Origin of the sequence: Paracoccus sp. KR1-242 (genome assembly GCF_049446195.1) — a bacterium.
In the GTDB taxonomy this organism is placed as follows: Bacteria; Pseudomonadota; Alphaproteobacteria; order Rhodobacterales; family Rhodobacteraceae; genus Paracoccus; species Paracoccus broussonetiae.
Genome location: NZ_JBMSED010000002.1, coordinates 405804 through 420206, shown reverse-complemented (window position 1 = coordinate 420206; position 14403 = coordinate 405804). Strand labels below are relative to the sequence as shown.

Annotated in this window: 12 protein-coding genes; 11 read left to right on the top strand and 1 reads right to left on the bottom strand. The window is 61.4% G+C overall.

Translation table 11 applies throughout. The features are described from left to right. Positions 1-278 precede the first annotated feature (278 nt). The 5 genes from ACO2Q4_RS05435 (at position 279) to ACO2Q4_RS05415 (ending at position 5470) form a co-directional block, all read left to right on the top strand. On the top strand, positions 279-1514 hold the full coding sequence (locus ACO2Q4_RS05435; protein ID WP_423317852.1) for a hypothetical protein: 1236 nt from the start codon (positions 279-281) through the stop codon (positions 1512-1514). A gap of 79 nt (positions 1515-1593) precedes the next feature. Beyond that, positions 1594-3162: a hypothetical protein gene (locus ACO2Q4_RS05430; protein WP_423317850.1), complete on the top strand. Its 1569-nt coding sequence runs from the start codon at positions 1594-1596 to the stop codon at positions 3160-3162. A gap of 3 nt (positions 3163-3165) precedes the next feature. Then, on the top strand, positions 3166-3687 hold the full coding sequence (locus ACO2Q4_RS05425; RefSeq protein WP_423317848.1) for a hypothetical protein: 522 nt from the start codon (positions 3166-3168) through the stop codon (positions 3685-3687). Further along, positions 3684-4226, top strand: coding sequence for a M15 family metallopeptidase (locus ACO2Q4_RS05420; RefSeq protein WP_423317846.1), 543 nt, complete (start codon positions 3684-3686; stop codon positions 4224-4226). Before ACO2Q4_RS05425 ends, ACO2Q4_RS05420 begins: the two co-directional genes overlap by 4 nt. Positions 4227-4399: 173 nt before the next feature. Beyond that, on the top strand, positions 4400-5470 hold the full coding sequence (locus ACO2Q4_RS05415; protein WP_423317844.1) for a rolling circle replication-associated protein: 1071 nt from the start codon (positions 4400-4402) through the stop codon (positions 5468-5470). Between the two features lie 1248 nt (positions 5471-6718). On the opposite strand, the gene ACO2Q4_RS05410 is transcribed toward ACO2Q4_RS05415, so the two are convergent. Further along, positions 6719-7624, bottom strand: a complete 906-nt coding sequence (locus tag ACO2Q4_RS05410) for a LysR family transcriptional regulator (RefSeq protein WP_423317842.1) — start codon at positions 7622-7624, stop codon at positions 6719-6721. A gap of 196 nt (positions 7625-7820) precedes the next feature. Here ACO2Q4_RS05410 and ACO2Q4_RS05405 point away from each other — a divergent pair, with 196 nt between their 5' ends. From ACO2Q4_RS05405 to ACO2Q4_RS05380, 6 genes are all read left to right on the top strand, one after another. Next, entirely contained in the window at positions 7821-9344 is a 1524-nt protein-coding gene (locus tag ACO2Q4_RS05405) for an ABC transporter substrate-binding protein (protein WP_423317840.1), read from the top strand. Between the two features lie 81 nt (positions 9345-9425). Continuing rightward, positions 9426-10343, top strand: a complete 918-nt coding sequence (locus ACO2Q4_RS05400) for an ABC transporter permease (protein WP_142664996.1) — start codon at positions 9426-9428, stop codon at positions 10341-10343. 1 nt (position 10344) lies between these two features. After that, positions 10345-11268, top strand: coding sequence for an ABC transporter permease (locus ACO2Q4_RS05395; RefSeq protein WP_423317838.1), 924 nt, complete (start codon positions 10345-10347; stop codon positions 11266-11268). Further along, complete coding sequence (locus tag ACO2Q4_RS05390) at positions 11265-12899, top strand: ABC transporter ATP-binding protein (protein WP_423317836.1); 1635 nt, start codon at positions 11265-11267, stop codon at positions 12897-12899. The genes ACO2Q4_RS05395 and ACO2Q4_RS05390 overlap by 4 nt, the downstream gene beginning before the upstream one ends. Beyond that, on the top strand, positions 12896-13654 hold the full coding sequence (locus tag ACO2Q4_RS05385; RefSeq protein WP_423317834.1) for a 2-keto-4-pentenoate hydratase: 759 nt from the start codon (positions 12896-12898) through the stop codon (positions 13652-13654). Before ACO2Q4_RS05390 ends, ACO2Q4_RS05385 begins: the two co-directional genes overlap by 4 nt. Positions 13655-13689: 35 nt before the next feature. After that, positions 13690-14388, top strand: a complete 699-nt coding sequence (locus ACO2Q4_RS05380; RefSeq protein ID WP_423317832.1) for an RraA family protein — start codon at positions 13690-13692, stop codon at positions 14386-14388. The last annotated feature ends 15 nt before the right edge of the window (positions 14389-14403 follow it).

Below are 14403 nucleotides of genomic sequence, written 5' to 3'. Positions count from 1 at the left end.
TGCGCGCTCGACCGAACCTTGGGCGCACCTTAGCTGTATTTCGGGGACGACTTCGCGAAAAGGATATTGCAGCTGCCAAATGGTCTGGGCGGATCGATTATGGTTACATAACCTTGGTTATCGCGTCTTTCCAACCCTAGGGTGAAAGCCGTGTTTGAACGCCTGATTCCGGTTCTGGTGAAAGTTGTGCTTCCGGTTGCGCTTGGCGCTGCCGGGGCAATCCTTCTTAAGTTGGGTCCGGCTTACCATCAAGCCTTCTGTGCACCCGGTGGCCTGTAATGGCTATCGGGTCGCTGGTCGGCCCCGCTCTGTCGGTCGTCGGCTCCCTGCTCGGTAGCAGGTCTGCTGACAAGCGCGACAAGCGCAACTGGCAACGCCAGTTGATTACATGGGGCCACGAAGATGAAGTGCGGCGCGATCAGCGCCGTTACGATGCGGGCCGCACCGTAAACGACCGCAAACATGCGGCGCAGGTGCGGAACGAAGAACGCGCGTATCAGCGGACAAGACTGGCCAATGATCGCGCCTATGATGAACGGCGTATGCACGAAGATCGTGCGTATGCTCGTGAGGATCGTGCCAACATGCAGGCCCTGACGGATCGTCAGGCCGAACGCACGACCGCAAGCCGTGGCATTGACTGGCAAAAGCTTCGCAGTGAAGCGGAAGCCGCGGGGTTTAACCCCCTCACTGCCATGTCTATGGCCGGGGCCTATTCGACAGAAGTAGGCTATGGCGTTGCCGGTGCTCCCTATCAGGCGGCACCCGGCAATGTCTCTGGTGGTGTCGGATATAATGGCGGCGGGTCTGGTCCCGTTGCCAGTGCCACCACGGGCGGCGGTTACTCGTCGTCCTTCGTCCCGGCCATGGCTTCTGGCTCTTTTGCACAAGAAGCCTTCGGGCAATTGGGCGCGGTAGCGGACAACTATTTCAATACGCCCGAACGGGATGTGTTGGCAGATTCCCTGCGAACCGCGCTGAATACGCGGGCCGTGGCGGAGGCAAGGGCTGTCCAAAACCCGCCGCAATCCTTTGGCTATGATCTGCAAAAGGTGAAGCCGTTTATTGCGGCTAAATCGTCATCTGCTCCACAGATGTCTAAGATTAACGCACCTCAACCGGCTGCATCTGATGATGCTGTTACCCCGCCTAAGCTGCCGCTTACTGTTGCGGGGTATCCGTTTAAGCCGACGGGCGCGTTTTCTGACGTTGAGGCGGCTGAAAGCCGTTACGGCGATTTGGTTTCGCTTCCCTATGGTGTGTTGTCATTTGGCAGTGATGTGGCTGCAAATCTTATGGATGCCGGTGAGCGGAAGCTTAAGCGCATCCAAGGCAAGCGCGTCTATAAAATCGGCGGCAAGTATTACGCCCAAGAGGACGATAAACCCGCCGCGCCTAAATACGATAATCCGGGCGTCCACCCAGACACGACTGCGATAGATAATTACTATCCGCAATTGTTGGGCGGTGGTGGTAGTTCGATGATTACCATGCCCGAATGGGCCTATTTCTAATGGCTCGTTGTAAAAAATGCGAAGCGCGGCGTGCTGCCGCGAAACGCCTCTTGAAACGCGTCTTCAAAAGGAAACGCAAATGAAAATTCAGGAAATGATCGCGACGACCCCCATTCGGGTTCAACCGTCGCTCCGGGGCGATGAAATCCGGTCGCTGACGTCCTGTCGCGCCGGGAAAATCGTTCCCCTGGCCTATGTTCCGCTGCTGCGCGAAGATCGCGTGTCGCGCGGTTCGCTCAATCTGAAATTCAAGATGGACGAAACCGTTCATCCGCTGATGAACGCAATCAACGTGACGGCCTATGCTCATTTCGTGCCGTTCCTCGCCTTCGAACGCTTCCATGGAATGGATAGCTTCAACTCGTCCTATATGGGCGAAGCGGACAAGGGCACCGGCGCGGTTATCCCGTTCTTCGAAACGGTGAACTTCAACAAAACCGCCGGGTTCTGGAACAAGATGGGCATTCAATGGGTCGACGGGACGCCGATTAACTCGGCCCCGCTCGAAGCCTATAACGTGCTGGTCAACTATCGCCGCAAGGCTCGCTCGACCAAACTGGCCGAGCGGACGAAACACGATGCTTCGCTTGCCGAAGCCTTCTGGAAAAACCCGAACATGTGGCACATTGTGCCCGATTTCGACTCGGCCATGATGGATGGGGAAGTTCCCCTGACCATCGGCAATACCCGCATGAACCTGCGTTCGTCTTCGTCGACGATTGTTAACTCGAACCGTTCTGTTCCTACAGCGGAGGCGGGTTATGCGCCGACGCTGAATAGTGAGGGCCAATATGAATGGGTCAATAAGCTGTTTGTTCAGCTTAAGGATACCATGGCATCCGTCTCGCTCGCCAATATCGAACTGGCGAAGAAAACGGCCGCTTGGGCCAAGATGCGTGAGCAATTCATCGGGCTGGATGACGATTATATCATTGACCTGCTGATGCAAGGTATCCGGGTCCCCGATGAAGCTATGCGCGAACCGATCCTCCTGGACAAAGCGTCCACGATTTTCGGTTACAGCGAACGCCACGCCATGGACGGTGCCAGCCTCGACATGTCGGTCACGACTGGCGAAACCTCTCTGACGCTCAACTTCCGTACTCCGCCCATGAACACGGGCGGGATCATTCTCATCACCTGTGAGATCGTGCCGGAACAACTGTTCGAGCGTCAGCTTGACAGCTTCCTGTCGCGTACCGATCCGCAGAAACTGCCGGACGCTCGGCGCGACACGCTCGACCCTGAAAAGGTCAGCATCGTCAAGAATAACTTTGTCGATGTCTACCATTCGACTCCAAACGGCACGTTCGGCTATGCGCCGCTGAACCATGAATGGAAGCGGTCCCTTATCCGGATCGGCGGCAAATACTACCGTCCGAACCCGGATACGTTCGTCGAAGACCGCCAACGCTTCTGGGCGGTGGAACAGCCGAACCCGGCTTTGACGACTGACTTCTATCTCGTCAACAACCTGCCGCATTCGGTCTTCATGGACACGCTGGCGGACCCCTTCGAGGTGATGACGATTGGCGGTGTCCAGATCGTCGGCAACACCGTCTTCGGTGCCACGCTGCAGGAAGATAACGACAACTACGAAAAAACCATGGACGGCGTCGATACGACCCGCATCATTCAAGGGGCTTGATCTATGCGTGTTTTTTCCCTCGGTTCCCTTGATACATGGAACCAGATTGCGTGTGGGCAACTCATGGAGTTTGCCACGCCCTCCATCGGCTATCGCAAGGTCGAATTTGACCTGATGGCCGAGGAACGGGTCACGGTCTATGCCGTCTCCGGTGATGATACGTGGCTTATCGGCTGTGGTGACGGTGAGATCACCTGCAAGTTCGCCACTGACCGCACGGTCGGCGTCGTGGTCATGTGCGCCGATCCTGAACAGCCGCCTGACGTGTTCATGCGCACGTTCATTGAAGCCCCGGTCGTGCCGCAAAGCCTCGACCCGTCTTTTACCAGCATCGAACCTCGCCCCTCTGGGCCGTCTGCTGAGTTCCAGCAAATGATGCACCTCATGCGCCTCAACAGCGACTATCGCGAGCAACAGCTGCGCGAGGAATTGGAGCGTATGCGGGCTGAACAAGGGCAGGTTATCGAGCCGCCTGTGACGGCTCCGGAAGCCGCCCCTGCGGGTGATGAAGGGGGTGCCGCGTGAGCGGCTCCCCTACCCCGCAAAAGCCGCCCCACAGGACGGCTGCGGATGGGCTGGTTGACTACAATGTCGTCAACAGCCTCAAGCTTCGTAACCGTCAGATTGCCTGCTCTCCGGCTGGCTCTGACGTGCGGATCGTGGAGTTCGCACAAGCCTTCATCAAGGAACTGGACAAGCGCGGAATGCCCTTCTTTGCCCACTGCTATTTGAGGGGCAAGGCGGCTCAAGAGGCCGCGCTCAAGGCCGGCCATTCCAATGCTGGCTTTGGTCGATCTCCGCATAACGTCGGAATGGCGGTTGATATCGTCCATTTTGGCCGGTTCTGGGAACTGACCCGTGATGAGTGGGCAGTTCTCGGCCTTATCGGCAAGGAAGTCGCGCGCAAGCGCTGCATCAAGGTGACTTGGGGCGGTGATTTCCGGTCCATTTGGGACCCCGCCCATTGGGAATTAGCTAACTGGCGCACGGTGGATTTCATTCCGTGGCCCAAGCCTTCGAAAGAATGGCGTCAAATCGTCAAATACGCGAAGCAGTCTGACTGATTGACCGCAATTCCCATTTTAAAAAGGGGTGCAGCCTAATGGCTGCGCCCCGCCCCGGCACGTCTATAATCCTGTGTGATTTAGACGTGCCGGGGGACGCACATATCCTTGATTAACTATGCGTTTAGTGACACCGCGAAAGGGAACCTTTGATGTGTTTGGAGCCAAGGAAGATGGGCTATGAGCGTGGCGGCTATGGGAATGCCGGTCCCGCGATTTATGTAGCCTGTCGCGGTTGCCGGGTATGCCGGGAAAACCGCGTGAATGATCTGATTGGGCGTTGCGTAGCTGAAGAGCGGAGCTCATCGTCTGCGGTGTCGGTAACGCTTACTTACGCGGGCGATGTTCCAGAGGCCGCGTTACTTAAATACTCTGATGTGCAGAAGTTTCTAAAACGCCTTCGCAAAGCGATAGGCTATCAGCCGCGCTATTTGTGCGCTGGTGAATATGGCACGGCTAATGGCCGGGCGCATTGGCACATCATTATATTCTTCAGGGGGAAAGAACCTGTATATGAATTGGAAAAGGAAAAATATAACTGGCCGTTTTGGCCGAAAGGCTTTGCCTATTTCCGCAAGCCGAATGGCGCGTCGGGTTATGCCTATGTCTGTAAATATGCCTTGAAAGAGGAACAAGCCGTCAAGGCGCTCTCCATGTCTAAAAAGCCCCCTCTGGGCTATGACTTCTTCATGCAACTGGCGTCCGATCTTGTTGATCGTGGCTTGCCGGTGCAGTCCCCTGAATACCGCTTTGCCAATGTTGTGAACAAAAAGGGCAAGGCCAGAACCTACTGGCTTCAAGGCCGGATGCGGGAAATGTTCCTTGAACGCTACTGCGAGGTGTGGGCAGAGAAAAATAACGGCGACATGCCGCCTCTGACCGATTTCCTTTTGGAAAGCTATCTTGACCCACTCGCAAAGGCGAGGATGGAACAAGAACCGGAAGACTTTGAGCGCGAGCGCGAAATTAAGCAGGCGCGCTATGATGAATTGGAGCGCCTGAAAAAAGCCCGCTGGCGGCATGAATTGGGATTCATGGTGTTGGGCGGGCGTGATATGATCGTCGCATATTCGGACGGCACGGCTGATGTGTATCTAGGGGACGATCTATGGCAAGTCGCAGGGTCAAACGAGAACGTCGCCGCGCAATTGTCGCGGCTCGGGTTCGAGAAATTGAGGTCGCAGCGGGTCTCCGCGTGGCTGACCGAAAGGTGGCTAAATCAACTGCCGTCGAAAGGGCAGTGATCTCTAAGCCGCTCCGTCACGTTGTGACGGCGGCTGATGTGGTGAGCGTCGGCGCGGTGCGCCGCGTCTCATCCACCAGGGCGATTTCTGTCTCTGCGCCTCGTGCGCCTAAGCCCGTGCTCGCGAAGCCTGTTCGGCTCGGGGTGACTGCCCCGGCCAAGGCTGTAGCGTCCACCTCTCTCTCCAGCAAACCTAAGCGGGCGCTTACTGCGCCTGCGTTCGTCAAGGCGAAGCCTGTCATCACCAAAGCGGCCCCTGCCCGCCTCCCGTCTCCTGTGAAGGCTGTAACGGTTAAACCTGCTCTGTCGGCTAAGGTCGTCGTGCATGAGAAAAAGCCTGCGCCTCATTCGGATGTTCCGCGCACTCTACCAGACCGCCCGACTTGCAAACCTCGTCCTGAACGGTCACATTCCAAGGGTAGTGGCGGCGGCTCTCGTCGCGCGTTTATTCCTTGGTGTCGGTGATGCTGGATACTATCGGGGCAATCGTTGCGGTGATTTTCATCCTCGGCTTTTGGCCGGTGCTGATATACCTGTTGTATCTGGTCTTTGTGGCCAAGGATTAGCCCCCTCCCTTTTCTAAGCAGAAAAACCTATCCGCTCTCCTAGCGGTGCAGGCGTAAGACCGAGGGGCCCCGGCGTAATGCCGGGGTTTCGGTCTGGTCCAAGTGCGCCCGCCGTCCGCAGGACCGAGCGAAGCGAGAGGCGCGCTTGGTGAACGCCTCTATCCCCCAATGATGGCCCGGCTGAAGTGAAGTTCGCGCGAAGCGCGGCGCGCACCAGCCGGGGAAAAGCCGCGAAGCGGCCCACAACTTGCAGGCGAATTAGACAATTGAACTGTTGTTCAATAATCACACGAATGTGAATCTACACTTCGTTGTCAATATTTCGCTTGACCCCTGCCCGTTGCGTATGCAAACACGATATTGCGGTGGTCACGGTTCTGTTACAGAACCTTGGTTATTCAGCATTCGCATACCGGCAGCGCATGTTCATCGGCCTCGGCGCAATGGCACGGAGCTACCCTTTGACGCTCTTGCCGACATGCGGCCGGCAGCAGAAGCCCTGCCTATGCTGTCAGACGGGTGACGCCCGCACGTCGCATCCGCAGGCCCCAACCTCCCATGTTGACCATCAGCCTGTGACGGCGCACCGCGCCCAAAAGGGCAGCCTCGCTGACCTCCCGCATCACGCTGCGTTTGAACATGGTCCAGGCCAAGCGTCTCACCAACTTTCGCAGACAAGACGCCTAGCGCAGCATTGATGTAAGCAGGGTCGACAGCAGCCCGTGCATGGCCCAGGCCAGTTCGGGGTCCATGTCCTCGCGCCATTCCAGCGCGACATGCCGCAGCAGGGGTGGATCGACCACCTCTCTGTAGCCGATCAGCCCTTTCTCGACCTCTTCGGAAATCGAGATCCAGGGCAGGAATGTCTTGCCCAAACCCGCGATCGTCGCCTGCTTGCGCGGGTTCGGCCCGTCGATCTCATGGATGACGATGGGCTTCTTGCCGACCTGCCCTGCCAGCCTCTCGACAAGGTTGCGGACCGGGCGCCCCTTGGCGGGCAGCATGAGCGGTGCGTCCAGCGCCTCGGCGAAGGTGATCGGCCCCGCCGTCGCGTCGCCGTCACCGGCGGCAAAGCACATGAGCAGACTTTCGGCGGCGAGCCACTGGCTTTCGGGAACCTTCTCGTCCGCGATGACAATGGCAAAGTCGATCTCGTGCTGGCGCAGCATCTCGCGCGCCTCGCGCGTGACCGTCTCGATGACGAAAAGCCCGCTCAGCGGCAGGGTCTCGGCGGTCAGCTTCAGCAGATGCGGCGTAAGCTTGGTGGCGAGCGAGGGCAGTGCCGAAATCCGCATGACGCGTGGGTCCGCGGCCCCGCGGCGGCGCAGTCCCGCCAGCTCCATCTCGGCCCGTTCGACCTGCGCCAGAATGATGGTCGCGTGGTCGAAGAGAAGCTGGCCGCCCTCGGTCGGTTCGACCCCGTTTCGACCGCGAATGACGAGCGGCCCGCCGAAATCCGCCTCAAGCTCGCGCAGGTGATAGGAGAGCGCGGGCTGCGGCACCGACAGGCGGCGCGCCGCCTCGGACAGCGAGCCCGCCTCGATGATCGCACGAAAATAGGTCAGTCGACGAAGGTTCAGCCATCCCATCCAACAACCATACAATAGTTTTATGGGATGAAAAGTAATCTGTATTGGCGCGGCGATATCCAAGCCTGCTAGCGTCATCCGAGGAGACGCGCATTCCTGAGGAGGAGGGCCGCGCGACAATTCCGAAAACTTGCAATCGTCTCGCAGCGGCAGGTTCAGCCTCGCCCGCCGGGGTTGACACATAGGGAGGAAAGAGATGTCGAAATTCAGGATGGCCGGCCTGCTCTGCGGGGTCGCGATCGGCTCGGTGGTCGCGACGGGTGCCTTCGCACAGGATGACGCGAACGCCATCACCATCGTCACACCCTACGCTTTCGACAATATCGACGCCTGCAACTCGTCCTCCGAGGTCGGGCTGGTGGTGCGCGAGAATGTCGTCGAAGCGCTGACCCACCTCAACCCCGAGAGCGGCAAGCCTGAACCCCGCCTCGCCACCTCGTGGGAGCAGGTCGAGCCGACGGTCTGGCGCATCAAGCTGCGCGAGGGAGTGACCTATTCCGATGGCAGCGCCTTTGACGCCGAGGCGGTCTCGCGGTCCATCGAACGCATGTTCAACCCCAAGCTCGACTGCCTCAACCGCGGCAAGCTTTTCGCCAATATTCGCCTGACTCCGAAGGTCGTCGACAGCCATACAATTGATATATCGACCGAGAAGCCTCAGCCCTTGATGCCGATCTTCATGAGCTTCCTGACCATCGAGTCGCCCAAGACCGATTTCGACGCGATGACCAGCACCCCGGTCGGAACCGGACCATTTGCCATTCCCCAGCGCAATGCAGGCGACGCGATCGTCCTTGTCCGTCAGGACAAATACTGGGGCGAGGCTCCGGCGGTCAGCAAGGCGACATATGTCCGTCGCGACGAAAGCGCGCTGCGCGCCGCGATGGTCGAGGTGGGCGAGGCCGATATCGGGCTCAATATCGCCATTCAGGACGCGACCAATCCCGAAACCGACCACGGATATCTGAATGGCGAGACGACGCGCCTGCGCTTCAGCTTCGAAGGCCCGCTTGCCGATATCCGGGTGCGCAAGGCCATGAACCTTGCCATCGACCGCGAGGCGCTGCGCGACGGGCTCTTCAATCAGGACTACGCCATCGCGACCCAGATGTTCCTGCCACGCATCAATGGCTACAACCCGGACATGAAGCCCTGGCCCTATGATCCGGAACAGGCCAAGGCGCTCATCAACGAGGCGAAGAAGGACGGGGTAGATGTCGGCGCCGAAATCCCGCTGATCTCGCGCATCAACTTCTATGCCAACGGGCAGGAGACGATGGAGGCGATGATCGCCATGTGGCAGATGGTCGGCCTGAACGTGAAGCTGCAGCCGATGGAACGCGCGCAATGGCTGAAGCTCGTCAACAAGCCCTATGCCGAGCCGCGCCCCGCCATGCTGATCCAGGAGCAGCATGACAACAATTCGGGCGACGCCACTTTCACCATGCATTTCCGCTATCACTCGACCGGGCAGCAATCGGAATTCGGCGACCCGGAACTCGACCGCCTGATCGACGCGGCGGACGCGGCCTCGGGGGATGAGCGGGTGAAGCTATTCCAGCAGGCCAATGCCTATTCCGCCGAGAATGTCGTGCCCGACGTCATGATGTTCCACATGGTCAACTACATGCGCATCTCGGACCGGCTGGAATTCAAGCCGGACGGCGTGACCAGCACGATGATGGAGCTGTCGCAGATCAAGTTCCGCGGAACCAACTGAGCCAAGGGCCGGGCGCGCGCCGCCCGGCCTTTTCGCCGACCACGGGCGCGGCCCGCGCCGATGATTTGGGAAGGAAGCCCCATGCGCTCCTATTTCCGCCAACGTACGATGCAAAGCGCGATCTCGCTCTTTGGCCTTGTCGTGCTGGTGTTCTTCCTCGCCCGGCTGACGGGCAATCCGACCGACCTGCTTCTGCCGGTGGACACACCGCTGGCCGTGCGCGAGGAATTCGCGGCGCGCCACGGCTTCGACCAGCCTATGCTGGTGCAGTTCGGGCGCTATCTCCTCGATCTGCTGCAATTCGATTTCGGCGAGTCGCTGCGCGACGGCCGCCCCGCGCTGCAGATGGTGCTGCAGGCCTTCCCGACCACGCTGCTGCTGTCGTTCTGGGCGATGCTGATCTCGCTCGTGATAGCGATCGTCACCGGTTCGATCGCCGCATGGCGGCCCGGCGGGGTCTTTGACCGTATCGCCAGCCTGATTTCGCTCGCCGGGGCCTCGATCCCGAATTTCTGGATCGCCATTGTCGGCGTGCTGGTCTTTTCGGTGTGGCTGCGTGCGCTGCCGACCTCGGGGACCGGGACGCCCTGGCACTGGATCATGCCGGTCACGGTGCTGTTCGTGCGGCCTTGCGGGGTGCTGACGCAGGTCGTGCGCTCGTCGATGATCGACGCGCTGGCCTCGCCCTATGTCAAGACGGCGCGGGCGCGCGGGGTGCGCAGCCGGGTGGTGATCTTTGGCCATGCGCTGAGGAACGCCATGCTGCCGGTGGTCACCGTCGCAGGCGATCAGGCCGCGGGCATGGTGAATGGCGCCGTGATCGCCGAGACGGTCTTCGGCTTTCCCGGCATCGGCAAGCTCATGATCGACTCGATTATGTTCCGCGATTTTGCCGTGATCCAGGCCGCCGTCATGGTCACGGCAGTCGCGATCTTTGTCCTGAACATCCTGATCGACCTTGCCTATGCGCTGCTCGATCCCCGTGTGAGGCATGGCTGAGATGTCCGATATGACCCATCCGACCGCCGCGGCGAAACCGCCCCGCGAACATGCGCTGGCCGAAGCCTTCCTGATGCTGTGGCGCGACAAGTTCGCCTTTCTCAGCGCGTGTTTCCTGCTGCTCGTGGTGATCGCGGCCCTGTTCGGCCCGTCGCTGCTGCCCGATCAGGCGCTGCAGATGAACCTGCGCGGCCGGAACGCCCCGCCGTTCGAGCTGGAACGCGGCTGGCTGTATATCCTTGGCGCCGACAATATGGGGCGCAGCCTGCTGGCCCGGCTTGTCATCGGCAGCCGCTATACGCTGATGATCGCGGGCAGCGCCGTGGTCCTTGCGCTGGTCGTGGGCACCATCCTTGGGCTGATCGCCGGCTATCGTCAGGGTCGCGTCGCCACGATCATCCTGCGCGGCGCGGATATCCTGATGTCCTTCCCCTCGCTGCTGCTGGCGCTGATCGTGCTGTTCGTGCTGGCGCCCAGCGTCGGGAATGTGGTCCTCGTCCTCGCCCTCAGCCGCGTGCCGGTCTATCTGCGGACCTGCCGGGCCGAGGTGCTGGAAATTCGCGAGCGCCAGTTCGTCAAGGCCGCCCAGGTTCTGGGCGCGTCCCATGCCCGCATCGTCTTTCTGCACATCCTTCCCAATGTGGTGCCGACGCTGATGACGCTCGCCACGCTGGAATTCGCCGCGGTGATGCTGTCGGAAAGCTCGCTGTCGTTCCTTGGGCTGGGCGTGCAGGCGCCTGCGGTGACCTGGGGCCTGATGGTCGCGGATGGGCGCGGCTACCTCGCCTCGGCCTGGTGGCTTTCGTTCTGGCCGGGCGTCGCGATCTCGCTCACCGCGATTTCCGCGAACCTCATGGCCAACTGGATCCGCACCGCGACCGACCCCGCCCAACGCTGGCGGCTTGAGAAAAGGACACGCGCATGACCGGGCATCTTCTGGAAGTCGAGAATCTTTCCGTCCGCTTTCACTCGCGCGGCAGGATCGTCGATGCGGTCAAGTCGGTCAGCTGGCACCTCGACCGCGGGGAAACGCTGGCGATCCTCGGGGAATCCGGTTCGGGCAAATCGGTCTCGGCCTCGGCGGTCATGGGACTGATCGATACGCCCCCGGGCGAGATTCTGTCGGGCAGCATCCGTTTCGACGGCCGCGGGATCCTGGGACTGTCGGCAAAGGACCAGCGCGCGCTGAACGGGCGGCGGATCGCGATGATCTTTCAGGATACGCTGGCCGCGCTGAACCCGGTCCATACCGTGGGCCACCAGATCAGCGAAAGCATGACCGCCCATGGCGTCCCGCCCGAGCGCGCGCGGACAAGGGCCATCGAATTGCTGGAACGTGTCGGCATCCCCGAACCCGAGCGGCGCTTTCACGAATATCCGCACCAGTTCTCGGGCGGGCAGCGCCAGCGCGTGATGATAGCGGCGGCCATCGCAATGGAACCGGACGTGCTGATCGCGGATGAGCCGACCTCGGCGCTTGATGTCACGGTTCAGGCGGGAATCCTGAAACTGCTGAAGGAGCTTCAGGCCGAAAACGGCATGGGCATCCTGATGATCACCCATGACCTTGGCGTCGTGGCCGAGATCGCGGATCGCGTCGTGGTGATGTCTCAGGGCGAGGTCGTCGAACAGGGGCCATTGGCCGAGGTGCTGGGCGCGCCGCGCCACGCCTACACGCGTCGCCTGCTCGACGCGGTCCCGGGCCGTCATGGCTATCCGCCTGCCCGCGACCTCTCGTCCGAGGCGCTGATCGAGATCCGCGGATTGTCAAAATATTACGGCGTCTTGGCCGGTGTCCTGAAGACGCCCACGGGGCGCGAGATCAAGGCGCTGGACGATGTCAGTCTGACGCTGAACAAGGGCGAGGTGCTGGGCGTCGTCGGCGAAAGCGGTTCGGGCAAGACCACGCTCGTCAACACGCTGCTCGGGCTGGTCGATCCGACCAAGGGCGAGGTGCTTTACCGTGGCAAATCGATGCTGGGACCGGGCAACCGCGAGATTGCACGCAATGTGCAGGTGGTGTTTCAGGACCCGACCGCATCGCTGAACCCGCGCATGAAGGTCGGGCGCATCATCGCGGAACCCTGGGCCATCCATCGCGGTGTGCTGCCGCGCGCGGAATGGCCGCGCCGGGTGGCCGAACTGCTGGAGCAGGTGGGCCTGCGCCCCGAACATGCCGACCGCTATCCGCACCAGTTCTCGGGCGGCCAGCGCCAGCGCATCGCGATCGCACGCGCATTGGCCCTGAAGCCCGAGGTTATTATCTGCGACGAGGCGGTCTCGGCGCTCGATGTCTCGATTCAGGCGCAGGTGATCCAGTTGCTCAAGGACCTGCGCCGGGATCATGGCCTGTCCTATCTGTTCATCGCCCATGACCTTCCTGTCGTGCGCGATTTCGCCGACCGCACCATCGTCATGCAGGGCGGCCGCATCGTCGAATCCGGCGTCACTGCCGAGATCTTCGAGCACCCCCGGCACCCCTATACCCAGAAGCTGCTCGCTTCCCGCCCGGTCGAGGAACGGATGCGCGGCCATATCACGGAGCCTGCCGAATGACCCGCCTTGTTGCTGCCGAAAGGGCGGCGGAACTGTTGCTGCGCTCGCGCCTTGACGGCGCGCCGCTGGCCGAATTGCCGCAGGATCTTGCCCCTGCCTCGCTGGCCGAGGCCTATGCGGTTCAGGACGCGACGCTGCGCCAGATCGGCCCCGCCGGTGGATGGAAAGTCGCGGCAAAACCGGATGGAGAGCCGCGCTGCGCCGTCCTGCCCGCCTCGGCCTTCCACGCTTCGGGAGTGACGCTGAAGGTCCCGCCCGCCGGGTTCGAGGCCGAGGTCGAGACGGCCTTTGTCTTTGCCACCGGCCTGCCCGCCCGCACGCGCCCCTATCAGACCGATGAGGTCGCGGCGGCCATCGGGTCGATGCATCTGGCGGTCGAGCTGATCTCGTCGCGCTTCATCGACCGCAAAAGCATCCCGCCGCTGTCGCCCATCGCCGATCTTCAGGGCAATGCCGCCGTCATCCTTGGCCCCGCCATCGCGGGCTGGCGCGACATCGACCTTGCCGGGCTGGCGCTGACGATGCGGCTGGGGGATGCGCTGACAGAGGGGCCACAGAAAAACCTTGGCCTGCCCCAGACGCTGGACGTGCTGACATGGCTTGCCAATCACGCCCTGACGCGGGGCGGCGGCCTTGCGCGCGGGGATGTGGTCATCACCGGCGCGCGTCTTGGCCCCGCGCCCTTGGGCGATGCGGACAGCTTGAGCGCAGAATGCCCGCAGATGGGCCAGGTTACCGCGAAATTCAGCCGCTAGGCGGCAGTCCGAAACCACAAAGGGAGACGAATAGAATGCACGGGTTCCAAATCCACCGCCGCGACAGCGTGGCGCCCAAGGCTCTGGTCGAGCGCTTCCGCCAGATCCCCGTCGCCAATGTCAGCGACGTGATGTCGCGGATGACGGCAGGCGGTTCACGGCTGCGGCCGATGCATGACGGAACGCCGCTGGCCGGGATCGCGCTGACGGTCAAGACCCGGCCCGGCGACAACCTGATGATCCATCAGGCAATCGACATGGCAGGCCCCGGCGATGTCATCGTCGTCGATGCCGGGGGCGATCTGACCAACTCGCTGATGGGCGAGATGATGATGAACTATGCCGCCAGCCGCGGGATCGCGGGATTTGTGCTGGACGGCGCGATCCGCGACGCGGCGGTGATCCGCGCCGGAAGCCTGCCGATCTATGCTGCGGGCGTCACCCATCGCGGCCCCTACAAGGACGGACCGGGAGAGATCAACTGCCCGATCGCCGTGGATGGCATGGTCATCGCCTCGGGCGACATCATCCTGGGCGATGATGACGGCGTTTTGTGCATCCCCCAGTCGCAGGCCGAGGCCATCCTGACCGCCGCCGAGGAGAAATGCGCCGCCGAGGAGCGCACCCGCCTTGCCATCGCGGAAGGCCGCCTGAACCGGGACTGGGTGATGGCCGCCTTGCACCGGCAGGGCTGCGCCTTTCCGCCCCCCGATGCGGACCGGCTGGCAAGCTGAGCGCAACCGGCGCAT

Bases quoted from the DNA above. Each gene is read 5' to 3' on its own strand.
- ACO2Q4_RS05435 (WP_423317852.1), top strand. From the start codon at position 279: ATGGCTATCGGGTCGCTGGTCGGCCCCGCTCTGTCGGTCGTCGGCTCC.
- ACO2Q4_RS05430 (WP_423317850.1), top strand. From the start codon at position 1,594: ATGAAAATTCAGGAAATGATCGCGACGACCCCCATTCGGGTTCAACCG.
- ACO2Q4_RS05425 (WP_423317848.1), top strand. From the start codon at position 3,166: ATGCGTGTTTTTTCCCTCGGTTCCCTTGATACATGGAACCAGATTGCG.
- ACO2Q4_RS05415 (WP_423317844.1), top strand. From the start codon at position 4,400: ATGGGCTATGAGCGTGGCGGCTATGGGAATGCCGGTCCCGCGATTTAT.
- ACO2Q4_RS05410 (WP_423317842.1), bottom strand. From the start codon at position 7,624: ATGGGATGGCTGAACCTTCGTCGACTGACCTATTTTCGTGCGATCATC.
- ACO2Q4_RS05405 (WP_423317840.1), top strand. From the start codon at position 7,821: ATGTCGAAATTCAGGATGGCCGGCCTGCTCTGCGGGGTCGCGATCGGC.
- ACO2Q4_RS05400 (WP_142664996.1), top strand. From the start codon at position 9,426: ATGCGCTCCTATTTCCGCCAACGTACGATGCAAAGCGCGATCTCGCTC.
- ACO2Q4_RS05395 (WP_423317838.1), top strand. From the start codon at position 10,345: ATGTCCGATATGACCCATCCGACCGCCGCGGCGAAACCGCCCCGCGAA.
- ACO2Q4_RS05390 (WP_423317836.1), top strand. From the start codon at position 11,265: ATGACCGGGCATCTTCTGGAAGTCGAGAATCTTTCCGTCCGCTTTCAC.
- ACO2Q4_RS05385 (WP_423317834.1), top strand. From the start codon at position 12,896: ATGACCCGCCTTGTTGCTGCCGAAAGGGCGGCGGAACTGTTGCTGCGC.
- ACO2Q4_RS05380 (WP_423317832.1), top strand. From the start codon at position 13,690: ATGCACGGGTTCCAAATCCACCGCCGCGACAGCGTGGCGCCCAAGGCT.